Source organism: Pseudomonas sp. HLMP (assembly GCF_046365545.1).
GTDB classification, from domain to species: Bacteria; Pseudomonadota; Gammaproteobacteria; order Pseudomonadales; family Pseudomonadaceae; genus Aquipseudomonas; species Aquipseudomonas guariconensis_B.
In genome coordinates this window covers 1,563,625-1,584,882 of sequence record NZ_JBDLLR010000001.1, presented here as the reverse complement: position 1 = coordinate 1,584,882, position 21,258 = coordinate 1,563,625, and the positions used below count along the sequence as shown (strand labels likewise).

Sequence of the window (21,258 nt, the reverse complement as noted above, 5' to 3'; positions counted from 1 at the left end):
GCTCCAGGCAGGGATTGGGGTCCGGGCAGTGTCCGCCAGCCGCGGACGGCGGACAATCAAGCGCACGGGGGCTGAATGGCGGGCGATAAGACAGGCCGATGATCGCCCACCGCCTAATCTGTGCGACCCGCCTTCAGGACCAGGCGACTTTCTGCGTGAAGCACGTCGGGGGCTGCTCGCGAAAGGCCAGGTAATGCCGCAGCACCTGCAGCGGCGCCTCGGTGTGCGGGTAGTGGCCGATACCCTGCAGCGACACGGTGTCCGGCTCCGGCACCAGTTGTCGGTAGCGCTCGACCATCCGCGCGCCGGAGACCGGGTCGACCACGCCATTGATGAAGCGCAGCGGCACGCCCCGGCGCTGCAGCGCACCGACCCAGCGCTCGCGATGCACCCGGCGTTCGGGCAGGTAGCTGATCAGCTTGTGCAGGATGCGCGTGCCACGGTTGGAGACGATCAGGCTCCAGTAGTCATCCAGGGCACTTTCGCTGGGATGGGTGCAGGGGCCGTAGATATGGCTGACGTTGCGCACCAGGTCGTCCCGCCCGAAACTGCGGCCCACCAACCAGCCCAAGGGGCTGAGCAAGAGCTTCTGGAGCAGCAGCACCTGGTAGCACTCGGGGAACAGGCCGCTGTTGAGGAACGCGCAGCTGGCGACTTCCAGGCGTCGCTCGTGGTGCCGGGCCAGCAGCTCCTGGGCCACGCTGCCACCGTAGTCGTGGGCCAGCAGGTGGACTGGCTGATCGATGCGCAGGTGCGCGAGCAGGGCCTGTTGCAGGTCGGCCTGCTCCATCAGGCTGTAGTCGTGGTCAAGCGGCTTGGCCGAATCGCCAAAGCCGAGCATGTCGCAGGCCAGCACACGGAAGCGCTGGGTCAGGGGTGCCCACAGGTAGTGCCAATCCCAGCTGGCGGTGGGGAAACCGTGAAGCAGTAGCAGTGGCTCTCCTTGCCCTGCTGTCCAGTAACGGATGCTCTGGCCCCGGAAGGAAAAACTTTGGCCTCGGGTACGCCAGACGCACAAAGGTATTTCAGCCAGTGGCATCAGAGTTGTCCCGGTGGATAAGTGTTGGCGATATAGGGCAGGGTTGCGCTCATTGCGTGTCACCTCGGCACTTACATGTGCTCTCTATGTCGAGGCTCAGTCTAGTCAGCGCATGGGGCGGCGAAACTTGCATTGGCAGCCAGCTTGCTGGCTTTGCGGGTCAGCGGTATGAACGGTCAGAGCAGCCACGTCAGCAGGGGTGCGGCGAACAGGTTGAGCAGGCCGGTCAGGACCATGACCAGGCCGGCCACGGAGCCTTCCTCGCCCCCTACCTCCTGGGCCCGGCTGACACCCGCGCCATGGGCGCCGACACCGAACAGCGCGCCACGGGCCAAGGGCGTGCGCAGGGGCAGCCAGCGCAGCAGGATGCCGCCGAACACTGCACCGAGCACGCCGGTGAACATGACGAACACGGCGGTCAGCTCCGGCACGCCACCGAGGTCACGGGCCAGCGGCATGGCGAACGGCGTGGTGATCGAACGCGGCAGCAGCGACAGGCTGACCGACTCGTCCAGCGCCAGCAGGTGCGCCAAGCCCCAGGAACTGGCGATCGAAGCGCCGCTACCGGCCAGCATGCCCACCAGCAGCGCCGGCCAATGCCGTGCCAGCAAAGCCCGCTGTTGCCAGATCGGCACGGCGAAGGCCACCGTCACCGGGCCCAGCACGCTCATCAGCCAGTGGGTGTTGCGCGCGTATTCGGCATAGGCGGTGTGCAGCGGCACAGCCACCGCCAGCAACAGGGCCGGCACCAGGATCAGCGGCGACAGCAGGTAGCGCCCGCTGCGCCGGTACAGCCAACGGCTGCCCAGGTAGGCCAGCAGGGTCAGCGCCAACCAGAACAACGGCATGGGTTCAAGGCTCATGGCGCAGCCTCCAGCGGCACACCAGCTCGACGGTCACGGCCGTGACCACCATCACCAGCAAGGTACTCACGGCGATCACCAGCAGGATGCGCCAGCCCTCGTTGCGCAGCAGGTTGCCGTAGTCGAGCAGGCTCATCAGCGCCGGGATGAAGAACAGCAGCATCTCTGCCATCAGCCAGCCGGCCCCCAGCTGCAGCATGGCCGGCTTCACCACACCGCAGGCGAACAGCAGCAACAGCAGCGCCAGCCCCATCACCCCCCCGGGAATCGGCCACCCCAGCCAGACGGCGAGCTGGCCGCCAAGCAGGAACAGGGCAAGCAGGATCGCCAGCTCGGCGAGCAGGCGCAGGCATTTTTTCAACGACAGGGGTTTCATGGTACGGAGTCCTCGACAGGCGCTCATTTTAAGTTTTCACCTGCCTAGGCCAGAAGCGAATTGTTAGACTGATCGCCATTCCATAATGGAATTCTACACATGGAATTCAAACAGCTGCGCAGTTTCATCGAAGTGGTGCATCGAGGGGGCTTCACCCAGGCCGCCCAGACCCTGCACATCAGCCAATCTGCGGTGAGCAAGCAGGTTGCCCAGCTCGAGCAGGACCTCGGCCAGCCGCTCTTGGAGCGCCAGGGCTCGCAGCTGCACCTGACGGCTGCCGGGCGCATCGTCCTCGAACGTGGCGAAGCCCTGCTGCGCCAGCGCCAGGCGTTGCTGGGCGAGCTCGACGACCTCGACCAGATGGCCCGGGGCGAGCTGCGCCTGGGGCTGCCGCTGCTGGGCAGCGACGCGCTGTTCGCGGGGTTGTTCGCCGAGTACCGGCGGCGTCATCCGAACATCGACATCCAGTTGCTCGAAGGGGGTAGCCGCACCGTGGAGCAGGCGGTCGCCAGCGGCGAGCTGGAGCTGGGCGGCAGCCTGACGCCGAGCGATCCGGCCTTCGAGTACCAGCCCTTTTGCAACGAACCGCTGGATGCCCTGTTGCCGGCCGGGCATGCCCTGGCGGGTTTGCCACAGGTCGAACTGCGCCAGTTGGCGGACACGCCGTTTCTCTTGTACCAGCGCAGCTTCGTGCTCAATGACCGCCTGCTGGGCGCCTGCCAGCAGATGGGATTCACCCCGAAGGAAGGTGGACGCAGCGGCCAGGCGGACTTCCTCGCCGCGCTGGTCGCGGCGGGCCAGGGCGTGGTGTTGTTGCCCAGGGTGGTGGCGCGGGCGCTGGAGCGGCCCGGCGTGGTGCGCTTGCCGCTGCTGGCGCCGGCAGCCCTGCGTTGGGACATTGCCTTCATCTGGCGGCGCGGGGCCTACCTGTCACGGGCAGCGCAGGCCTGGTTGCAACTGCTGCGCGAGCGGCCGGCGCCAGGTGGATGATACGGGGGCCAGTACCAGCCCCCAAGAAGGCTCAGCCTTGCAGCGCCGCCACGAACTCGGCGATCCACGGCTCGGCATCGGTCTCCGGGGTCACGGTCTCGCTGGCATCCAGGCGCAGCATCGGCAGTACTTCACGCAGCCCCAGCTCGGCGAACAGCTCGCGCATCTGCTCGCCACCGCCACAGTAGGTATCGCCATAGCTCGAATCGCCCAACCCGATCACCGCGCCCGGCAGCCCACGCCACTCGGCAGGCAGGGTGTCGCGAATGCTGCTGAACAACGGGATGATGCTGTCGGGCAGCTCACCCATGCCCGTGGTCGAGGTCACGGCCAGGAAGGCGTCGGGGGCGAAACCCTGCAGGTCCTGCAAGGTGGCGCGGGCAGCGTGCCAGGCCTGCAGGCCGGCAGCCTTGAGCAGGGACTCGGCGTGACGGGCGACTTCATCGGCGGTGCCGTACACCGAACCAGAAATAATGGCGACTTTCATCGGGCAGAGGATTCCGAAACTGAGTGAAAACGTAGGATACTAGCATCCGACAGTGGCAAAAGGCCGCCTCCCACCAAAGTCTCCTTCCCACCCAAGGGCCCGGGCATGCATCAGCACCGGCCCAGGTTGGCCGTCGGAAATCTGACCAACGCTTCTGAACGAAGCGCCTTGCGTGCTGTCCATGACGTTGAAGAAACCGCCACCTTCGAGTTCGACCATGCAAGCAGACGCCCTCCTGACCCAGGACGAACTGGACTTCATCCAGAACATGCAGCATTCGCCCCAGTTGAACCTGGCCGACCCCATGTCGGGCCTGCTGGTCAATGGCGACCATCGGCTCCAGCAGTTGCTCACCCGCCTGGTGGCCAACGAGCAGGTCACGCTCCAGGCGCAGTTCAACAACCAGCAGATCAGCTTTCCCCTGCAACTGGTGGAAGACGAATTCCACGCCCTGCACCTGCAGTTGGGCTCACCGGAGATCTACGAGGACGGCCCCATGCTGCGCCCCTGGCGCCTGTCGCTGGAAGAGCCGGCCGCGCTGCTCGACGCGCACGGCGCAGGCAGCGGCCTGTGGGTCCGGGAGATTTCCTTCAAAGGTGTACTGGTGCAAGTGCGCGACCTGCCAGAAGCGCCTGCGCGCTTCGACCTGCACTTCGCTCCCGAAGGCATCCCAGCCATCGGCCTGCATGGCGTACTGCGCCGCCGCATCGGCCCGGACCTGGCCGCCTACGACCTCAGCCGCAGCCCAGCGCAAGAGATCGAGCGCCTGCGCGAATACATCCTCCAGGCCCATCGCCAGGCCCACCCGGAGCTGCACGCTCAGGTCGCCGGCTGACCGCCCAGGTACTGCCGCAAGCGCCTGCGCATCAGGCCACCCTCGGCGCCCAGGCAGGCCATGGCGCTCCCCGCCAGGTTGCCCTGGGCAAGCTCCGCCGTCTCCCCCGCCAACAACAACGGGCAGCCCAGCCCTGGCGCCAGACGCGCCAGACGCTTGCCCAACTCCACGGTCGGCTGGTGGTTGGCGAACAGTACCAGCGCATCGGGCGCCAAGCGTTCGCAGACCAGCGCCAGTTCCTCCAGTGGCTGCCCCAGGGGCAGCAGCGTCACGCTCACTTCGTCGTAGCCCAACAGCAAGCCTGCCACCAGCAGCTCTAGTTCATGGCATTGCCCCGGCAAAGGCGCCAGCACCACGCGGCTGCCACGCGGCTCGCGAGCCAGTTGCAGGCGCAGCAGCACCCGGCCACGCAGGAACTGGTCGAGAAACAACCAGGCGCTGGCCTGGCCGAAACTCCCATGGCCCGTGCGCAGTGACTGCCATACCGGCATGAACACCTCGCCGAAGACCTGGTCCAGGGCAAGGCCGGCGAATACCCGGTCGAACAGCCGGTCCAGGCCGCCACCGTCGAAGCGCTGCGCCGCCGCGTGCACCTGCACCCGCCAGCGCGCCAGGTCGTCGGCATGGGCGGCGGCACACGCATCCTGGGCCAGCGCCTGGTCGCGGGCCAGGATGCTGCCGACCTTGCTCACCGCCACACCACGCGCCAGCCAGCCCAGGATGCTGCGGATGGTGTCGATGTCGGCCTGGGAATAAAGGCGGTGCCCACTACGGGTCCGCGTCGGCCGAATCAGCCCATAGCGGCGCTCCCACGCCCGCAGGGTCACCGGGTTGACGCCGGTCTGCCGGGAAACTTCGCGAATCGGCACCCGCGCCTGGGGTTCCAGGCCCGCGCCATTGGCCAAGGCCGCTACCTCTTCGTTCATCTGCGCTGGCAACCCTGTCATGTGTGTCTGAGGGGCATTCTACGACGGGAGGCCACGCAGGGTCAGCGCGACCGCCTGCCAGCCGGCACTGACCGGTCACGAAAAATCCGCGATAATCCGTGCCCGATTCTTGCATCACGCCTGTGTCGCCCATCACCCCGGGCCACGCAAGCCAAGGGGCCAGCTACCCGCCAGCCCCGTCGCCAGGAGATACACGATGTCTACCCCACCCGTCACCCTGATGGTGTCGCGCCGCGCCGCCCATGGCCGTTACCAGGAGCTGCTGGCCTGGCTCCACGAAGGCGAACAACTGGCCACCGACTTTCCCGGCTACCTGGGCTCGGGCATCCTCGCCCCACCCGCCGACGGCGACGAGTTCCAGATCGTCTTCCGCTTCACCGACGAACAGACCCTGCATGCCTGGGAGCACTCCGCCTCCCGTCGCGCCTGGCTGCAGCGTGGCAACGGCCTGTTCGAGCGCCCCGAAGAGCGGCGCGTGACCGGCCTGGACGACTGGTTCGGCACCCATCTGGTGCACAAACCGCCACGCTGGAAGCAGGCCGTGGCCATCTGGCTGGCGTTCTTCCCGGTCTCGCTGCTGTTCAACGTGCTGTTCGGGCACTGGCTGGCGCCGCTGGACCTGGTGCCACGGGTCCTGCTCAGTACCCTGGGCCTGACGCCGGTGATGGTGTACCTGTTCATCCCACTCTCGACCCGCCTGCTGGCCGGCTGGCTGAACGCAGCCCCGGCATCCGCCACACAGGCGGCGCGCGGACTGCGCAGCCGCTGAGGCCAGGTCATACAAAGGGAAACAGTTCGGGTATGCTGGGGCATCCATGCAAGGACAGACAAGTTGATTGCCCCGAACATGAACAGCCCAATCCTCGTCACCGGAGCCAGCCAGCGCGTCGGGCTGGCCCTGGCCCTCGAACTGGCACAGGCCGGCCATACGGTGGTCAGTGCCAGCCGTAGCCTCCAGCCGCAGTCCCCGCACCCGAACATCCTCCAGTTCCAGGCCGACCTCTGCCGGGAAGCCGACCGCCAGGCGCTGATCGACCACCTGCACGGCCACTATGACGGCCTGCGCGCAATCATCCACAACGCCTCGCTGTGGCTGGACGACGGCCTGGACAACCTCGAGACCATGTTCCGCCTGCACGTCGAGGCGCCCTACCATCTCAACCTGGCCCTGGGCGAGTTGCTGGCCAAGGTGGACAAGGCCGACATCATCCACATCTGCGACGAAACCTCCTCGCGCGGCAGCAAGAGCCATATCGGCTATGCCGCGACCAAGGCCGCCCTGCAGAACATGGTGCTGTCGTTCGCCGAAAAATACGCGCCGAAGGTGCGCGTGAACGGTATCCTGCCAGGCCTGCTGATCCTCAAGGAGGGCGGCGACGAGGCCTACCGCCAGCAGACCCTGAAGAAGGCCCTGCTGGAATTCGAGCCCGGTGCACGCCCCTTGATCGAGGCGGTGATGTTCCTGCTCCAGAGCCAGTACAGCACCGGCAGCCAGGTGGTCATCAATGGTGGCCGCCACCTGAAGAACCGCATGACCTGAGAGAAGCCCATGACGCCCCAACAACAGCTCGAACTCGAAGCCGCCGCCTTCCGGCGCCTGGTCGAACACCTGCGCCAACGCACCGACGTGCAGAACATCGACCTGATGAACCTTTCCGGCTTCTGCCGCAACTGCCTGTCCAAGTGGTACAAGGCCGCCGCCGACGAGCGGCAGATCGACCTGAGCCTGGATGATGCCCGGGAAGTGGTCTACGGCATGCCCTATGCCGAGTGGAAAGCCCAGTACCAGAAAGAAGCCAGCGCCGAACAACAGGCGGCGTTCGAAAAAGGAAAGCCACGTGACTGATCTGAACACCCTGCGCGACAGCCTCGCCAGCGGCGAACACGCCTTCGCCGACACCCTGGCGTTCATTGCCGCGAACTACAGCTACCAGCCCCAGGCCTTCGTCAACGGTGGCGTCGAGAACGCCGCCGGGCAGAACGAAGGCTCGTGCAAGACCCTGGGCCTGGCCCTGCTCGAAGGCCTGAGCGACCAGGAAGCGCTGCTGGCCTTCGGCGAGCACTACCGCAGCGTGCTGGCCACCCCCGAGGGCAGCGACCATGCCAACATCCGCGCGCTGATGGCGCATGGGCTGGCAAGCGTGAAGTTCGCGCAGCAGCCGCTCACGCGGCTGGCCTGACGACTGCGAGCGGAGGGTATGGCCCAATGCCGGCCGGCCGCTTCGCGCCCCATCGCCGGCAAGCCCCACATGGCCTCGCAAGCCACATCATTTATGGTCGACTCGTACCCTGTGGGAGCTGGCTTGCCAGCGATGGGCTGAAAGGCAGCCCCAAAAATGAAAAAACGCCGCTTAACTGACTGACATTGACGCATAGCCCTCCTTTGCCCCAGGGACCGCCCCACATGCCGATCGAGCACCCCGTCCCCTTCCGCCAGGCCATGCTGTTCTGGCTCAAGCTGGGCTTCATCGGCTTCGGCGGCCCCGCCGGGCAGATCGCCCTGATGCACCGGGAAATCGTCGAGCGCCGTCGCTGGCTCAGCGAATCCCGTTTTCTCCATGCACTCAACTACTGCATGCTCCTGCCCGGCCCCGAGGCCCAGCAACTGGCCACCTACCTGGGCTGGCTGATGCACCGTACCTGGGGTGGCATCGTTGCCGGGGCGCTGTTCGTCCTGCCTTCGCTGTTCATTCTCATCGGCCTGTCATGGGTCTATGTCGCCCACGGCCAGCAACCGGTGGTCGCCGGGCTGTTCTACGGCCTGAAGCCGGCGATCACCGCCATTGTCCTGCAAGCGGCCTGGCGCATCGGCTCACGCGTCCTGCACAACGCCGCGCTATGGGCAGTTGCCCTGGCAGCATTCGTCGCCTTGTTCGGCCTGGGCCTGCCGTTCCCGCTGATCATCCTTGGCGCCGCCTTGCTCGGCTACCTGGGCGGGCGTTGGCAGCCCCGGCTGTTCCAGGCCGAGCATGAGCCCTTGCCGGACGCATTGCCGGCACAACCCGGGCATACCCGCTGGCGTTGGCCACACCTGCTGCGGCTGTTGGCCTGTGGCGCAGCCCTGTGGTGCCTGCCGATGGGCCTGTTGCTCCTGCTGTTCGGCTGGCAAGGCACGTTCACCCAGATGGCCTGGTTCTTCACCAAGGCAGCCTTGCTGACCTTCGGCGGCGCCTACGCGGTGCTGCCCTATGTCTACCAGGGCGCGGTGAGCCATTTCGGCTGGCTGACACCGACGCAGATGATCGACGGCCTGGCCCTGGGTGAAAGCACGCCGGGGCCGTTGATCATGCTGGTGGTCTTCGTCGCCTTCGTCGGTGCCTACGCCCAGGCCCCGCTCGGGGCCGACCAGGCCTTCCTCGCCGGGGCACTGGCAGCCTGCCTGGTCACCTGGTTCACCTTCCTGCCGTCGTTCCTGTTCATCCTGATCGGCGCACCGCTGGTGGAGAGCACCCGGCGCCAACTGCGTTTCAGCGCACCCTTGACGGCGATCAGCGCCGCCGTGGTCGGGGTGATCATCAACCTGGCCTTGTTCTTTGGCTATCACGTGTTCTGGCCGCATGGGTTCGCCCAAGGGATCGACTGGCTGGCACTGTTGGTCGCGGTGCTGGCGGCCGTGGGGTTGCTGCTGTTCCGGCGGGGCGTGCTGGAAGTGTTGCTCGCCTGTGCGCTGGCAGGGTTGCTGGCGGTGTTGTATGGGTATCAGGCTTGAGTGCTGGGCCTTTTGCCCGCGAATGGGCCGGCGGCTTTCACAAACGCTGCCCCGGGGTACCAGGTGGCAAGTTGCCCTGCTGCAGCCACTGCAGTGCGATCGGCCACAGGCTGTCGCGGAAGCGATCATGGAAGAAGGCGAAGTGGCCGATCTCGCCGACCGAGATATCCACAGGCGCCACCCGCAGGTGCAGGCGCTCGGCGTCATTGAGGTAACCCAGCAAGCGTTCGGTGGCGGCAATGGTGCCGAACGGATCGTCGGCCAGGCTGATCGCCAGGGTCGCCGCTCGCACCTTGGCGAACGGCGGCTCCGCCAGCGTGCGTCCGCTGGGGCGGTGCTCGTAGCGGGGCGTGCGGGTGGTCCAGTCGTGTACCACCCCCGCCGGCGTGTCTTCCAGCCAGCCCAGGCGCTTGCCTGGGAAGTAACCGAACAACCGCGTCAGCAGCGGCATCACCACATGCCACTTGCCGAACAGCCGCCAGCGCTGCTGCGCCGCATAGTCACGCCAATAGGCGAACTGCGCCCCCACCATCACCAGCCGCCGTACTTGGCCCGCAGACGGCGCCAGGCCCACCGCGCAGCCACCGAAGCTATGCCCCACCACGTCCACCGGCTGGCCGGGAAACTCATTGGCCGCCAGTTGCAGCATGGCCTCGAAATCGAGCCGTCCCCAGTCGCTCCAGGACGCCTGGAAGCCACGCAGCGACGCCGGACGCGATTCGCCGATGCCACGGTAGTCGTAGGTCAGCACGTCGAAGCCCTGGGCGAACAAGTAGTCGGCGAAGCGCGCGTAATAGCGGCAGCGCACCGAGGTGGCGGCGTTGATGATCACCAGCGGGCGCTGGGGGTCGGCTTGGGCATGACGCCAACGAAAGCCGCCGAGGCTATAGCCATCGGCGGCGTCCTGGCGAAAAGCGCTGGCGGGCTGGATGAGGCTGCTCATGGCGCACTCCCTGCGGCGTCTCGCACCGACAGGGCGCGGGCACGGGCGATTGTTCGTCCGCCAACGCTAGTATTGAGCGCGCGTCATTTCAACTATTTGGCCCCAGCATTTGCCCACCCCAACGGCATAGCCCGCTCCCGGCCAACCTCTCAGGCAGTCGGCAAGGCCCGGGCCACGCCCGGCTTGCGCAGCACCTCCAGCCGCGAGCCCTGGTAGCGGGTTTCGCGGAACAGCTTGAAGCGCCCGAACAGGCCATAGACATGCATCACCCGCCCTTGCTCGTGATACCCCATGCGCAAATGCAGCTTCATGGCTGGGACGTTGTGGGTCTCGACCACGTCCACCACCTTGTTGCAGCCCTTCTCGCGCATGGCGTTCCACAGCTCCACCTGGGCGGTGACCGACAGCTCGCTGCCGAAATAGCGGCGCGTCATCTCGCCGCCGAACTCGAAGAACTCGCCCGGCTTCACCGGGAAGGTGCAGCCGTAGTAGTGCGTGTCGCGGTAGTCCACCACGCTGGCCCAGATGAACGCCACCGCATCGCCCTGCTCGTCCAGGTACATGTGCCCGGTGTGGCCTTCGGCCGCCAACTCGCGCATGGTCTCGACGCGGTCGCCGAAGTAGCGGGCGAAAGCGTCGGCGTTCTCGGGGGTGATCTGTACCAGGGTTACCGGTGGGTGTTCCTTGAGGTTGTACGGCGGTACGGGGCTGACCAGGTCACGCTCCATCCACAACAACTCCCAATGGAAAAACACATAGCGCTCGAACAAGGTCTTGAGGGTGCGTTTAAGACCTTTTTGGCGGATTCGTTCTTGTATTTTTTGCAATGTGCTCATACTGCTGCCTCCCCAGCCCAGGCGGAATTACCTGGTCATTAGCAGCGGTATAGATCAGCCGGAGCGCCCTCATAGCAAAGGGCCAGCGAAGGAATTGTTTCAGATTATGTGCAGGCCCCGGAGGGAACCGTGCAGCCGTCCATGAACGGCTGCACGGTCAAGGGCTTGCTTACAGCTCGACGCAGTCGAACCGTACGTCGGTGGCTACGTCTTCGTCGTAGTTGACGTCGGCGCGCTCGAAACCGAACAGCTTGAGGAACTCTTTCTTGTAACCGGCATAGTCGGTCAGCTGGAACAGGTTCTCGGTGGTCACCTGCGGCCACAGGGCCTTGCAGGCGTCCTGGACGTCGTCACGCAGTTCCCAGTCGTCCAGGCGCAGGCGGCCCTTCTCGTCGACTTCAGCGGCCTGGCCGTCGGCACGGTACAGGCGGTCGCGGAACATACGGTCCAGCTGGTCCTGGGTACCTTCGTGAACACCCTTCTCCTGCATGATCTTGAAGACCATCGACAGGTACAGCGGCATCACCGGGATGGCCGAGCTGGCCTGGGTGACGACCGACTTCAGTACGGCCACGTTGGCGCCGCCCTTGATCTCGGTTGCCAGTTTACGGTCCAGGCGCAGGGCAGTTTCGTCCAGGTCCTGCTTGGCCTTGCCCAGGGCGCCGTGCCAGTAGATCGGCCAGGTGATCTCGGTGCCGATGTAGCTGAAGGCGACGGTGCGCGCACCTTCGGCCAGCACGCCGGCGCCGGCCAGGGCGTCGATCCACAGCTGCCAGTCCTGGCCGCCCATGACGGTGACGGTGTCCTGGATTTCCTGCTCGGTGGCCGGCTCGATGCTGGCCTCGATGATGGTGTCCTTGTTGGTGTCGATGGCGGTCGACTTGTACGGCTGGCCGATCGGCTTGAGCGCCGAGCGCACCAGTTCACCGGTCTGCGGCAGCTTGCGTACAGGAGAGGCCAGGGAATAGACCACCAGGTCGACCTTGCCACCCATCTCGTGCTTGATCAGCTCGATGACCTTGGCACGGGCTTCATCGGAGAAGGCATCGCCATTGATCGACTTGCTGTACAGGCCCTCGGCCTTGGCGAACTTGTCGAAGGCCGCGGCGTTGTACCAGCCGGCGGTACCGGCCTTGGTCTCGGTGCCGGGCTTTTCGAAGAACACGCCCAGGGTGTCGGCCTTGAAGCCGAAAGCCGCGGTGATGCGCGCCGCCAGGCCATAGCCGCTGGATGCACCGATCACCAGGACCTTCTTCGGCCCATCCTCGCGCACGCCCAGCTTGCGGGTGGCTTCGATCTGGTCACGGACGTTGAGCTCGCAGCCCTTCGGGTGGGTCGTGGTGCAGATGAAACCGCGGACCTTAGGATGAATGATGGCCAATGTCTGTACCTCATCAGGTGTTTAGGCATGGGACAGCCGCCAACCATGGCGACGACCCGTTTATTGGAGGGTGAGACTACACCCGGAAGCGATCCGACACATCTTAAGGACTGATCGTGGTGTTTCAAGAGAACATTGCGCTCGCCCATGCCGGCCAGATCGTTGATGAGCGCCTGCCGGATATGAGCGGCATTGCAGCGGAATCGTATAGGCTCACGCCTGCCACTCATTTGTTTTTCACATCAATGAGAAAGAAAAACAAATTTAACAAATGAGCGATTCCCACCGATGCTGACAGGAATGCGCCGAGCTGGCGTCCACCCTTCACGGAGAACAACAACATGAACGACGTCGTCATCGTCGCCGCGACCCGCACCGCCATCGGCAGTTTCCAGGGTGCCCTGGCCAACGTACCGGCCGTGGACCTGGGCGCCGCGGTGATCAAGCGCCTGCTGGAGCAGACCCAACTGGACCCGGCCCAGGTCGACGAGGTGATCCTCGGCCAGGTGCTCACCGCCGCTGCCGGCCAGAACCCGGCGCGCCAGGCGGCGATCAAGGCCGGCCTGCCCTATGGCGTGCCCGCGCTGACCCTGAACAAGGTCTGCGGCTCGGGCCTCAAGGCCCTGCACCTGGCGGCCCAGGCGATCCGCTGCGGTGACGCCGAGGTGGTGATCGCTGGCGGCCAGGAGAGCATGAGCCTGGCGCCCTACGTGCTGCCGTCCGCCCGTACCGGCCAGCGCATGGGCCACGGCCAGCTGGTCGACAGCATGATCACCGACGGCCTGTGGGACGCCTTCAACGACTACCACATGGGCATTACCGCCGAGAACCTGGTCGAGCAATACGGCATCAGCCGCGAGCAGCAGGATGCCTTCGCCGCCGAGTCCCAGCGCAAGGCCGTGGCCGCCATCGAGGCTGGCCGCTTCAAGGACGAGATCACCCCCATCGTCCTGCCGCAGAAGAAGGGCGACCCCAAGGTCTTCGACACCGACGAGCAACCGCGCCCCGGCACCACCGCCGAATCCCTGGCCAAGCTGCGCCCGGCCTTCAAGAAGGACGGCAGCGTGACCGCCGGCAACGCCTCCAGCCTCAACGACGGCGCCGCCGCGGTGCTGCTGATGAGCGCCAGCAAGGCCCAGGCCCTGGGCTTGCCGGTGCTGGCCAAGGTCACCGCCTACGCCAGTGCTGGCGTGGACCCGGCAGTCATGGGCATCGGCCCGGTGTCCGCCACCCAGCGCTGCCTGGACAAGGCCGGCTGGCAGCTGGGCGACCTGGACCTGATCGAAGCCAACGAAGCCTTCGCCGCCCAGGCCCTGGCCGTTGGCAAGCGCCTGGAATGGGATGCCTCGCGAGTCAACGTCAACGGCGGCGCGATCGCCCTCGGCCACCCCATTGGCGCCTCCGGCTGCCGCGTGCTGGTGACCCTGCTGCACGAGATGATCAAGCGCGATGCCAAGAAAGGCCTGGCCACCCTGTGCATCGGGGGTGGGCAGGGCGTGGCGTTGGCGATCGAGCGCTGAGCCGTTCGCTGCGAGTGTGTTCCGGGGCTGCTTTGCAGCCCATCGCCGGCAAGCCCCCACAGGCCCCTGCAAACTGCATCATGTGTAGTCGACTCAGCACCCTGTGAGAGCGGGCTTGTCGGGCGCCGAACCGCCGCGACAGGCCAGCCCTGCCCCCCTGAGCATGGCCAGGGCTACGCCTTCATCTACGGCTAAAGCCACCTCGCTATATACTTTTGCAATAGCGTTATGGCACTGTAGCGAGCATCCGCTTTCCCTTTTGCCGTAGCCATGCCGATCCGCCATCCCCGCCCTGCCCCACAGCAGCACCGCCATGCCTAGTATCCGCGAGCGCAACCGCCGCCTGATCGTCGAGGCCGCCAGCGCGGAGTTCGCCGACAAGGGCTTCGAAGCGTCCACGGTCGAAGACATCGCGGCCCGTGCCGGCCTGCCGAAAGCCAACGTCCACTATTACTTCGAAACCAAACGCAACCTCTATGCCTGTGTGCTCGACCGGGTCATGGAGCCGCTCCTGCGCGCAGCGCGCAGCCTCGATCCCGAAGCGCTGCCGAAAGACGCGCTGGAACGCTATATCCAGGCCAAGATAGGGGTGATCCGGCAATATCCACATGCCTGCAAGGTCCTGGTGCGGGAGATGCTGCACGGTGCCCATCACCTCTCCGGCAGCCGCGCCGAGGCCATGCGCGAGATCGCCCGGCAGAACCTGGGCTGCCTCAACACCTGGATGGACCGGGGCCTGATCGCCCGCACCGCGCCGGAACACCTGCTGCTGTTCCTCTGGTCGATGCCCATGGCGCATATCCGCTTCGCCCCACAGGGGAGCCGGCTGGCGCAATCGCGCACGCACGACGGCCACGACCTGCAACCCTCGGCCTCGGCACTCACCAGGATGCTGCTGCGGGGCTTGCAGCCAGAACGGCCTGAACAACGCATCGCTATATAGAAAAATAAATATCGATAACCCAATACGCAAAACGGGACGCCAAGGCGTCCCGTTCGTCGATCCAGGGTAATCAGGCCCCCTGGCTACGCAGCTCGCGGGCAGCGGCAACCATGTTGACCAATGCCGCCTCGGTCTCCGGCCAGGCGCGGGTCTTCAGGCCGCAGTCCGGGTTGACCCACAGGCGCTCGGCGGGAATGCGCCGGGCGGCCGTGCGCAGCAACTTGACCATCTCGTCCTTGCTCGGCACTCGCGGCGAGTGGATGTCGTACACGCCTGGGCCGATCTCGTTCGGGTAGTCGAACCGCTCGAAGGCCTCCAGCAGCTCCATGTCCGAACGCGAGGTCTCGATGGTGATCACGTCGGCGTCCATGGCGGCGATCGACTCGATCACGTCGTTGAACTCGCTGTAGCACATGTGGGTGTGGATCTGGGTTTCATCCCGCACGCCCGAGGCGCACAGGCGGAAGGCTTCGGTGGCCCATTCCAGGTAATGAGCCCAGGCGCCCCTGCGCAGCGGCAGGCCCTCTCGGAAGGCCGCTTCGTCGATCTGCACGATCTTGATGCCGGCCGCCTCCAGGTCGACCACCTCGTCGCGAATCGCCAGCGCCAGCTGACGGGCCTGGACCTCGCGGCTCACGTCCTCGCGTGGGAACGACCACATCAGCATGGTCACAGGGCCGGTCAGCATGCCCTTCATCACCTTGCCGGTCAGGCCTTGGGCGTACTCGATCCACGCCACGGTCATGGCTTTCGGACGGCTCAAGTCACCGAAGATCACCGCCGGCTTGACGCAGCGCGAGCCGTAGCTCTGCACCCAGCCGAAGCGGGTGAACACGTAGCCGTCGAGCTGCTCGGCGAAGTACTCGACCATGTCGTTGCGCTCGGCCTCGCCGTGCACCAGCACGTCCAGGCCCAGGTTTTCCTGGATCTGCACCGCATGGCGGATCTCGCTCTGCATGGCCTCGACGTACTCGGCCTCGGTCAGCTTGCCTTGCTTGAACGACTGCCGCGCCAGGCGGATCGCCGACGTCTGTGGGAAGGAGCCGATGGTGGTGGTCGGGAAAGCCGGCAGGTCGAGCCCGGCGCGCTGCTTGGCGATGCGCTGCTCGAACGCCGACTGGCGCTGGCTGTCGGCCGGCTTGATCGCCGCCAGACGGGCCTGCACGGCAGGCTTGTGAATGCGTGGCGACGCAGCGCGGCTGGCCTGGATGGCCCGGCTGCGCGCCAGGGCAGCGGCGACGTCGGCCACGCCGGGTTCGTTGACGGCCTTGGTCAGCACCGCGACCTCCTGGCACTTCTGCACGGCGAAGGCCAGCCAGCTTTTCAGTTCGGCATCCAGCTTGTCTTCACGGGCCAGGTCGACCGGGCTGTGCAGCAACGAGCAGGAGGGCGCCACCCACAGGCGATCGCCCAGGCGTTCGGCGGCGTGGCGCAGCACATCCAGTGCTTTTTCCAGGTCGCAGGCCCAGACGTTGCGGCCGTTGACCAGGCCCAGCGACAGCACCTTGTAGGCCGGCAGGCGGTCGAGGATGGTCGGGTACTGCTTAGGGGCGCGCACCAGGTCGATGTGCAGGCCATCGACCGGCAGGTTGGCCGCCAGGCCCAGGTTGTCTTCCAGGCCGCCGAAATAGGTGGCGATCAGCTTCTTCAGCGGTGCGCGCTGCAGGATGTTGTAGACACGCTCGTAGGCGTTCTTCCAGTCCTGCGGCAGATCGAGGACCAGGATCGGCTCGTCGATCTGCACCCACTCCACACCCTGGGCGGCCAGGCGGTTGAAGATCTGGTCGTACAACGGTAGCAGGCGGTCGACCAACTCCAGCTTGTCGAAGTCGGCGCCCTTGGTCTTGCCCAGCCACAGGTAGGTCAGCGGGCCGATAACCACCGGTTTGACTGCATGGCCCAGGGCCTTGGCCTCGTCCACTTCCTCGAACAACTGCTCCCAGCTCAGGGCGAACTGCTGGTCGGCGGTGAACTCGGGGACCAGATAGTGGTAGTTGGTGTCGAACCACTTGGTCATTTCCTGGGCGTGGGCACCGCCGCAGCAGCTGTCGCTGCGGTCCGTCGCCACGGCGCCTCGCGCCATGGCGAACAGGGTCTGCAGGGTCGGCTTGGCACCCTCGTGGTCCCGGAAGCGCTCCGGGATCACGCCGAAGGTCAGCGAGTGGGTCAGGACCTGGTCGTACCAGGCGAAGTCGCCGACCGGCAACAGCTCGATGCCGGCGTCTTTCTGCACCTGCCAATGGGCTGCGCGCAGCTCACGGCCCACGGTGCGCAGGCCGGCTTCGTCCAGTTCGCCCTTCCAGAAGGCTTCCTGGGCTTTCTTCAATTCACGGTCGCGCCCGATGCGCGGAAAACCCAGGTTGTGCGCCAGTGCCATGTTCTTGTCCCTCAGCATGCAGAAATGAATGAGAGGATTGTCGGCGCGCAGCCATCGTGAGACAAACTCATTTAATTTAAGATGATCACAAGATTTACTCATGATCCTATTGAAGCATGCCTGGTTCGCAGGGATAGTGCGGCGCTGCTTTAGAGCGGCGCCGAACCGCCGCGAATGGCCAGCCCAGGCACCCAGGATGTCTCTTTCAAAGCAATTCCCTACGCCCCCGGACATGACCCCTCCCCCACCCTCCTTCACAATGCCACCGTGCCCCAACCCAATAGCCAACCGCCCATGAGCCAGTTGAAAAAGGCGCTGCACGAAAAATCCTTCGTCTGCGTCATGGAGTTCGTCCCCAAGTCCTCCAGCGCGCACTTCGCCAGCATCGAGGCCCTGATGGCCCGCTCGCACCTGTGCGGCTGGCCCATGACCGTGGCTATCGCCGACCGCGTCGGCAGCCCTTTCGAAATGTCTCCCCTGGAGGCCTTCGCCAGCCTCGAGCAGCCCCACCCCGCCCTGCTGCATTTCTCCGGCAAGGACCGCGAACGCCAGCATCTGCTGGAGCAACTGCAACGTATGGACGCCGCAGGCCTCGACCAACTCCTGCTGCTCACCGGCGACCGCCTGCCCGGCCATGAACCCGGCCAGCGCCCGGTGCGCTACCTGGAGTCGGTGGCGGCCTTGCAGATCGTCCGCCAGGCCCGACCGGGCTGGCTGCTGGGCGCCGGCATGCACCCGTTCAAATACCGCGAGGAAGAAGGCGGCGCGCAGTACTTCAAGGCCGAGAAGAAGCTCGCCGCCGGCGCAGACTTCCTCACCCTGCAACTGGGCTACGATGCCAGCAAGCACCGTGAAGCCATCCAGTGGATGAGCCGCCAACCCTCACCCAAGCCGCTACTGGCCTGCGTCATGGGCCTGACCCTGGGGCGCGCGCGGATCTTCGAGCAGGTGGCCGGCATCGTGGTCACCCCCTCCATGCGCGACCTGCTCGAAGCCGAGGCGGCCCTCTCCAAGGCCCATGCCCAGGCACGCAGCCTCGAACGCCTGGCCTTGCAGATCATCGGCCTGCGCCTGATGGGGTACGCCGGGATTCACCTGTCCGGCATCCATGACGTCGAGCAATTGCTGACGCTGGAGCAGACGATCAACCGCTGGCAATCGCGCATTCATTCGCTGGAGCAATGGGCACCGGCGTGGGCGGCCTGCTGGCAGATGCCCGGGCTGCCTGCGGTGACCTTCCATCCGCCCGATGCGAACTGGCGGCTGGGCGAATCCCGCGTTACCGCCTCGCGCAAGGAAACAGCGCGTTATCACCTGCTGTCTGGCTTTCATTCGCTGCTGTTCAGCCGCAGTTCGTGGCTGAGCCAGGCGTTCGGCTGGGCCGTGCAACGGCCGGTCTGGGCCACGCCTACCGGCGCCCGCGTGCTCCATCGCCTGGAGCGCAGCGTGAAAAGGCCGCTGGTGGGGTGCGACACCTGTGGGCGCTGTCGCCTGGAAGATACCCTTTACGTCTGCCCCGAGACCTGCCCGAAGGGCTTGGCGAATGGGCCCTGCGGCGGGACCTCGCTCAACCGCTGCGAGTTTGGGGACAGGGAATGCATACATAGCGTCAAGTACCGGATGGCCAAGGCTGTGGGGCAGACCGAAGTGCTGGTCGAACGGCTGATTCCTTGCGTCGAGGAAAACAGCCGGCACCGGAGTTCCTGGCCGGGGTGGTTCGAGGCGCGGGGGTGTGCTTCTGCATCACCCTGTGGGGGCGGGGTGGCGTCGCGATTGGGGCAACGGGCCGAACAAAAAACGGCGCTACGAATATCCCAACCAGGTGTCATTACCGAACTGGATAACTGATCCGCATCAGGGTTTATCCACAGGGCGAACCACGAGCCGCGTCCCACTAAAACACAATGGGACGCGGCTTCAATCATGTCGGCTCATTACTCAGCAACTTGCCGCATTGCTCGCTCGCCAAACGGCTGATGATCTTGATCGCCTGGTGAATACCCGCCGTGGTGCGGAAGCTCAGTTGTGGTGGGTGTTCACATTCCAGATGCTCGTCATGCTGCACCAGCACCTCGCCGAGTAATTCGAGGGTCCAGATGTAGCTCTGGATGGAGGTTATGCGCTCGTGGTCAGTCATGGCGTACCTGCCTCAGGTTGCCCTGGCTGTGGATGGGGTAGAAACGGTGGGGTCGAGTCACCGGCGGGATTGGACGGTGGGGAACGGATGCGAGGATCCTGAATGGACTTACGATGGTCATGCATGAGGTCCTTTTCAGTTGAAGCACCACACCAATCGTCGCCAAACGATTAGGGTGGCAGCTGTACGCAGGTTGGCGAACCGAGGAAAAGGAACTCGGCAGACCCGAAGGGTCTCCCACGCACAGCCGCCATTACACGAAACTGCGGACACAAAAAAAGCGCCTGCAATCGTGATCTGGGCGCCTTTGCGCCTTTTCGTTCGGGTCGCCAAACCCGGTCGCGGAATTGGCCGCGACCAGGGCAATTTATCCCCGTGAGCCGGCCAGAGCAAGCATCATCCGAATACGAAGTCTCGCTCGTTTCTGTAAGAACTGTCGGTCGTGTCCCGGGAAGTGGTGTAACTGAACCTGCCGAAGGCGCCGCTTCCGACCTCAATCAGGACTGTGTACTATCGACGAAGGCCGATGCTGCCCGCCGCTCGCTCCGGAAGGAAAGGTGAAAGCGTCTCTGCTCCAGCCCCTATCGCATCTCTCTTGATAGTCGAGGTTTGGCAACGCGAGCACCAGAATGCCTCGACTCCAGGAGGAATGATGCTGTCAATCGAGAAAGCCAAACGGATGGCCAAGAGCCTGCGCGCCTCTCTAGACGCCCGCAGTCACGAAGTTTCCCATGCAGTTGCGCTTGAAATGGTAGCGCAGCAATTGGGATACAAGGATTGGAACACCGCCTCGGCGCTACTTCCCCACGAGGCTCCCCACCCCGCCATTACCTTCGACAAGGCCATACCGATACTGCGGATGTTCGACGAAACCAAGGCGAGGGAGTTCTACGTTGATTTTCTGGGTTTCAGTATCGAATTCGAGCATCGGTTCGAGGCTGACTTGCCCCTCTATCTTGGACTCAACCGAGGCGGTCTACAGATACACCTGTCTGAACATCATGGCGATGCGAGCCCTGGAGCGACGATATTCGTTCCGATGCAAAACATAGAGATGCTTCGTGACGAGTTACTGGCTAAGCGCTATGGCTATGGGCGGCCGGATATTGTTCAACAGGACTGGGGGCAGCTTTTGGAGGTGTACGATCCTTTTGGTAATCGTATTCGGTTCTGTCAAAGCTGATTACCAGGTCTAGGTGGGGTACGGACGCAGCAGCTAATCTTGAGATCTACCACCTGCGCTGCCCGAGGGATTTGCAATTTGCCTATGCCGATGATGTGCAACCGGGTGCCTAGAGGCAAGCGTCTGGCATCACGCATTGACAATGTTGTCCCTGAGCCCAGCCCCAAAGGGCGATCAGAGCGCTAGTCGCATTTTAATGGGCTGTTCAAGCTTCCCACACGGAAGCGAGCACGGCGGAAGGTCTTCTAGGCGGGTAAATCCAATCTTTTCGTAAAGTGATCTGGCGGGCTTATTTGATTCAAAGACACTGAGATCCACCGAGGTGAAGCCAATACCTCGGCAATGCTCAATCACGGCGGAAAGTAGAGCAGATCCATGGCCATTACGGCGATACTCTCGCTTCACTTGCATCCCTAGAACCCCAATGCTATCGCTACCGCCAGGTCGGCAGAAGCTTTCCGGGTAGGCCTCCGCCGAGCCCACTATTTGACCATCATGCTCTATCACGTATACAGGCCAAGATTTTTTTACAACTTGCATTAATGCTCGTTCTATTGCCTCTAGAGGGGGCGGGGTTGAGCGAGCTGAGTAACGGCCTTCGGCATTCACCTCACAAAAAAGTGAGTAAAATCCGTTGAGGTCATCTAGGGTAATTTGCCTAACTTCCATGTTCACCTCATCAATAGTCCTTA

General features: G+C 64.7%; 23 protein-coding genes. 12 read left to right on the top strand and 11 right to left on the bottom strand.

Going from position 1 to position 21,258, the window contains the following annotated elements; genetic code table 11:
* Positions 1 to 133: 133 nt before the first annotated feature.
* From ABFA30_RS07510 to ABFA30_RS07500, 3 genes are all read right to left on the bottom strand, one after another.
* Positions 134 to 1,039 (bottom strand): alpha/beta fold hydrolase, encoded by a 906-nt coding sequence (locus tag ABFA30_RS07510; RefSeq protein WP_410045296.1) that lies wholly within the window; start codon positions 1,037 to 1,039, stop codon positions 134 to 136.
* Between the two features lie 176 nt (positions 1,040 to 1,215).
* Positions 1,216 to 1,902: an LrgB family protein gene (locus tag ABFA30_RS07505; protein WP_225789483.1), complete on the bottom strand. Its 687-nt coding sequence runs from the start codon at positions 1,900 to 1,902 to the stop codon at positions 1,216 to 1,218.
* The gene (locus ABFA30_RS07500) at positions 1,892 to 2,278 is read right to left on the bottom strand and encodes a CidA/LrgA family protein (protein ID WP_225789484.1); all 387 of its coding nucleotides are present in this window, start codon (positions 2,276 to 2,278) and stop codon (positions 1,892 to 1,894) included. The genes ABFA30_RS07505 and ABFA30_RS07500 overlap by 11 nt, the downstream gene beginning before the upstream one ends.
* A gap of 99 nt (positions 2,279 to 2,377) precedes the next feature.
* Here ABFA30_RS07500 and ABFA30_RS07495 point away from each other — a divergent pair, with 99 nt between their 5' ends.
* Entirely contained in the window at positions 2,378 to 3,268 is an 891-nt protein-coding gene (locus ABFA30_RS07495; RefSeq protein WP_225789485.1) for a LysR family transcriptional regulator, read from the top strand.
* 31 nt (positions 3,269 to 3,299) lie between these two features.
* Here the strand turns inward: ABFA30_RS07495 and ABFA30_RS07490 are convergent, their stop codons facing one another.
* Positions 3,300 to 3,755 (bottom strand): flavodoxin, encoded by a 456-nt coding sequence (locus tag ABFA30_RS07490; RefSeq protein ID WP_253079970.1) that lies wholly within the window; start codon positions 3,753 to 3,755, stop codon positions 3,300 to 3,302.
* 217 nt (positions 3,756 to 3,972) lie between these two features.
* On the opposite strand from ABFA30_RS07490, the gene ABFA30_RS07485 reads away from it, so the two are divergent.
* Complete coding sequence (locus tag ABFA30_RS07485; protein ID WP_225789487.1) at positions 3,973 to 4,590, top strand: hypothetical protein; 618 nt, start codon at positions 3,973 to 3,975, stop codon at positions 4,588 to 4,590.
* Here ABFA30_RS07485 and ABFA30_RS07480 read toward each other — a convergent pair.
* On the bottom strand, positions 4,575 to 5,516 hold the full coding sequence (locus tag ABFA30_RS07480) for a MerR family transcriptional regulator (protein ID WP_410045295.1): 942 nt from the start codon (positions 5,514 to 5,516) through the stop codon (positions 4,575 to 4,577). The two genes, ABFA30_RS07485 and ABFA30_RS07480, sit on opposite strands and share 16 nt — an antisense overlap.
* Before the next feature lie 217 nt (positions 5,517 to 5,733).
* Here ABFA30_RS07480 and ABFA30_RS07475 point away from each other — a divergent pair, with 217 nt between their 5' ends.
* The 5 genes from ABFA30_RS07475 to chrA all read left to right on the top strand — a co-directional run bounded on the left by ABFA30_RS07475 (position 5,734) and on the right by chrA (position 9,246).
* Positions 5,734 to 6,306 carry an antibiotic biosynthesis monooxygenase gene (locus tag ABFA30_RS07475; RefSeq protein WP_253079972.1) on the top strand — a complete coding sequence of 191 codons (573 nt, stop codon included), beginning with the start codon at positions 5,734 to 5,736 and terminating at the stop codon, positions 6,304 to 6,306.
* Positions 6,307 to 6,384: 78 nt separating this feature from the next.
* A complete protein-coding gene (folM, locus tag ABFA30_RS07470) occupies positions 6,385 to 7,077 on the top strand; it encodes a dihydromonapterin reductase (protein ID WP_225789490.1) in 693 nt (230 codons plus the stop codon).
* 9 nt (positions 7,078 to 7,086) lie between these two features.
* Positions 7,087 to 7,383 (top strand): DUF1244 domain-containing protein, encoded by a 297-nt coding sequence (locus ABFA30_RS07465; protein ID WP_225789491.1) that lies wholly within the window; start codon positions 7,087 to 7,089, stop codon positions 7,381 to 7,383.
* Entirely contained in the window at positions 7,376 to 7,717 is a 342-nt protein-coding gene (locus ABFA30_RS07460) for a HopJ type III effector protein (protein WP_410045294.1), read from the top strand. Before ABFA30_RS07465 ends, ABFA30_RS07460 begins: the two co-directional genes overlap by 8 nt.
* A 224-nt stretch (positions 7,718 to 7,941) precedes the next feature.
* Complete coding sequence (gene chrA, locus ABFA30_RS07455) at positions 7,942 to 9,246, top strand: chromate efflux transporter (RefSeq protein WP_410045293.1); 1,305 nt, start codon at positions 7,942 to 7,944, stop codon at positions 9,244 to 9,246.
* A 37-nt stretch (positions 9,247 to 9,283) separates the two neighbouring features.
* On the opposite strand, the gene ABFA30_RS07450 is transcribed toward chrA, so the two are convergent.
* The 3 genes from ABFA30_RS07450 to fabV form a co-directional block, all read right to left on the bottom strand.
* The gene (locus ABFA30_RS07450; RefSeq protein WP_410045292.1) at positions 9,284 to 10,189 is read right to left on the bottom strand and encodes an alpha/beta fold hydrolase; all 906 of its coding nucleotides are present in this window, start codon (positions 10,187 to 10,189) and stop codon (positions 9,284 to 9,286) included.
* A gap of 149 nt (positions 10,190 to 10,338) precedes the next feature.
* Positions 10,339 to 11,025 (bottom strand): N-acetyltransferase, encoded by a 687-nt coding sequence (locus ABFA30_RS07445; RefSeq protein WP_410045291.1) that lies wholly within the window; start codon positions 11,023 to 11,025, stop codon positions 10,339 to 10,341.
* 169 nt (positions 11,026 to 11,194) lie between these two features.
* A complete protein-coding gene (gene fabV / locus ABFA30_RS07440; RefSeq protein ID WP_225789496.1) occupies positions 11,195 to 12,406 on the bottom strand; it encodes an enoyl-ACP reductase FabV in 1,212 nt (403 codons plus the stop codon).
* Positions 12,407 to 12,522: 116 nt separating this feature from the next.
* Here fabV and ABFA30_RS07435 point away from each other — a divergent pair, with 116 nt between their 5' ends.
* The 3 genes from ABFA30_RS07435 to ABFA30_RS07425 all read left to right on the top strand — a co-directional run bounded on the left by ABFA30_RS07435 (position 12,523) and on the right by ABFA30_RS07425 (position 14,869).
* Entirely contained in the window at positions 12,523 to 12,681 is a 159-nt protein-coding gene (locus ABFA30_RS07435) for a hypothetical protein (protein ID WP_225789497.1), read from the top strand.
* Positions 12,682 to 12,747: 66 nt separating this feature from the next.
* Entirely contained in the window at positions 12,748 to 13,926 is a 1,179-nt protein-coding gene (locus tag ABFA30_RS07430; RefSeq protein ID WP_225789498.1) for an acetyl-CoA C-acetyltransferase, read from the top strand.
* A 313-nt stretch (positions 13,927 to 14,239) separates the two neighbouring features.
* Positions 14,240 to 14,869 carry a TetR/AcrR family transcriptional regulator gene (locus tag ABFA30_RS07425; RefSeq protein ID WP_410045290.1) on the top strand — a complete coding sequence of 210 codons (630 nt, stop codon included), beginning with the start codon at positions 14,240 to 14,242 and terminating at the stop codon, positions 14,867 to 14,869.
* A 70-nt stretch (positions 14,870 to 14,939) separates the two neighbouring features.
* Here ABFA30_RS07425 and metE read toward each other — a convergent pair whose 3' ends face one another.
* On the bottom strand, positions 14,940 to 17,246 hold the full coding sequence (metE, locus tag ABFA30_RS07420) for a 5-methyltetrahydropteroyltriglutamate--homocysteine S-methyltransferase (RefSeq protein WP_410045289.1): 2,307 nt from the start codon (positions 17,244 to 17,246) through the stop codon (positions 14,940 to 14,942).
* A gap of 294 nt (positions 17,247 to 17,540) precedes the next feature.
* On the opposite strand from metE, the gene ABFA30_RS07415 reads away from it, so the two are divergent.
* Entirely contained in the window at positions 17,541 to 19,094 is a 1,554-nt protein-coding gene (locus ABFA30_RS07415) for a methylenetetrahydrofolate reductase C-terminal domain-containing protein (protein ID WP_410045288.1), read from the top strand.
* A gap of 73 nt (positions 19,095 to 19,167) precedes the next feature.
* Here the strand turns inward: ABFA30_RS07415 and ABFA30_RS07410 are convergent, their stop codons facing one another.
* Positions 19,168 to 19,383: a hypothetical protein gene (locus ABFA30_RS07410; RefSeq protein WP_410045287.1), complete on the bottom strand. Its 216-nt coding sequence runs from the start codon at positions 19,381 to 19,383 to the stop codon at positions 19,168 to 19,170.
* 652 nt (positions 19,384 to 20,035) lie between these two features.
* Between ABFA30_RS07410 and ABFA30_RS07405 the strand changes: the two genes are divergently transcribed.
* The gene (locus ABFA30_RS07405; protein WP_368816680.1) at positions 20,036 to 20,566 is read left to right on the top strand and encodes a glyoxalase superfamily protein; all 531 of its coding nucleotides are present in this window, start codon (positions 20,036 to 20,038) and stop codon (positions 20,564 to 20,566) included.
* 174 nt (positions 20,567 to 20,740) lie between these two features.
* On the opposite strand, the gene ABFA30_RS07400 is transcribed toward ABFA30_RS07405, so the two are convergent.
* Positions 20,741 to 21,235 (bottom strand): N-acetyltransferase family protein, encoded by a 495-nt coding sequence (locus ABFA30_RS07400; RefSeq protein WP_368816679.1) that lies wholly within the window; start codon positions 21,233 to 21,235, stop codon positions 20,741 to 20,743.
* Positions 21,236 to 21,258 lie beyond the last annotated feature (23 nt).

Coding starts and splice junctions, on each gene's coding strand:
- ABFA30_RS07415 (WP_410045288.1), top strand. CDS start 17,541: ATGAGCCAGTTGAAAAAGGCGCTGCACGAAAAATCCTTCGTCTGCGTC.
- chrA (WP_410045293.1), top strand. CDS start 7,942: ATGCCGATCGAGCACCCCGTCCCCTTCCGCCAGGCCATGCTGTTCTGG.
- ABFA30_RS07510 (WP_410045296.1), bottom strand. CDS start 1,039: ATGCCACTGGCTGAAATACCTTTGTGCGTCTGGCGTACCCGAGGCCAA.
- ABFA30_RS07505 (WP_225789483.1), bottom strand. CDS start 1,902: ATGAGCCTTGAACCCATGCCGTTGTTCTGGTTGGCGCTGACCCTGCTG.
- ABFA30_RS07485 (WP_225789487.1), top strand. CDS start 3,973: ATGCAAGCAGACGCCCTCCTGACCCAGGACGAACTGGACTTCATCCAG.
- ABFA30_RS07490 (WP_253079970.1), bottom strand. CDS start 3,755: ATGAAAGTCGCCATTATTTCTGGTTCGGTGTACGGCACCGCCGATGAA.
- ABFA30_RS07410 (WP_410045287.1), bottom strand. CDS start 19,383: ATGACTGACCACGAGCGCATAACCTCCATCCAGAGCTACATCTGGACC.
- ABFA30_RS07475 (WP_253079972.1), top strand. CDS start 5,734: ATGTCTACCCCACCCGTCACCCTGATGGTGTCGCGCCGCGCCGCCCAT.
- ABFA30_RS07480 (WP_410045295.1), bottom strand. CDS start 5,516: ATGAACGAAGAGGTAGCGGCCTTGGCCAATGGCGCGGGCCTGGAACCC.
- ABFA30_RS07425 (WP_410045290.1), top strand. CDS start 14,240: ATGCCTAGTATCCGCGAGCGCAACCGCCGCCTGATCGTCGAGGCCGCC.
- ABFA30_RS07500 (WP_225789484.1), bottom strand. CDS start 2,278: ATGAAACCCCTGTCGTTGAAAAAATGCCTGCGCCTGCTCGCCGAGCTG.
- ABFA30_RS07465 (WP_225789491.1), top strand. CDS start 7,087: ATGACGCCCCAACAACAGCTCGAACTCGAAGCCGCCGCCTTCCGGCGC.
- ABFA30_RS07445 (WP_410045291.1), bottom strand. CDS start 11,025: ATGAGCACATTGCAAAAAATACAAGAACGAATCCGCCAAAAAGGTCTT.
- ABFA30_RS07400 (WP_368816679.1), bottom strand. CDS start 21,235: ATGGAAGTTAGGCAAATTACCCTAGATGACCTCAACGGATTTTACTCA.
- ABFA30_RS07450 (WP_410045292.1), bottom strand. CDS start 10,189: ATGAGCAGCCTCATCCAGCCCGCCAGCGCTTTTCGCCAGGACGCCGCC.
- ABFA30_RS07495 (WP_225789485.1), top strand. CDS start 2,378: ATGGAATTCAAACAGCTGCGCAGTTTCATCGAAGTGGTGCATCGAGGG.
- metE (WP_410045289.1), bottom strand. CDS start 17,246: ATGGCACTGGCGCACAACCTGGGTTTTCCGCGCATCGGGCGCGACCGT.
- ABFA30_RS07430 (WP_225789498.1), top strand. CDS start 12,748: ATGAACGACGTCGTCATCGTCGCCGCGACCCGCACCGCCATCGGCAGT.
- ABFA30_RS07405 (WP_368816680.1), top strand. CDS start 20,036: ATGCTGTCAATCGAGAAAGCCAAACGGATGGCCAAGAGCCTGCGCGCC.
- folM (WP_225789490.1), top strand. CDS start 6,385: ATGAACAGCCCAATCCTCGTCACCGGAGCCAGCCAGCGCGTCGGGCTG.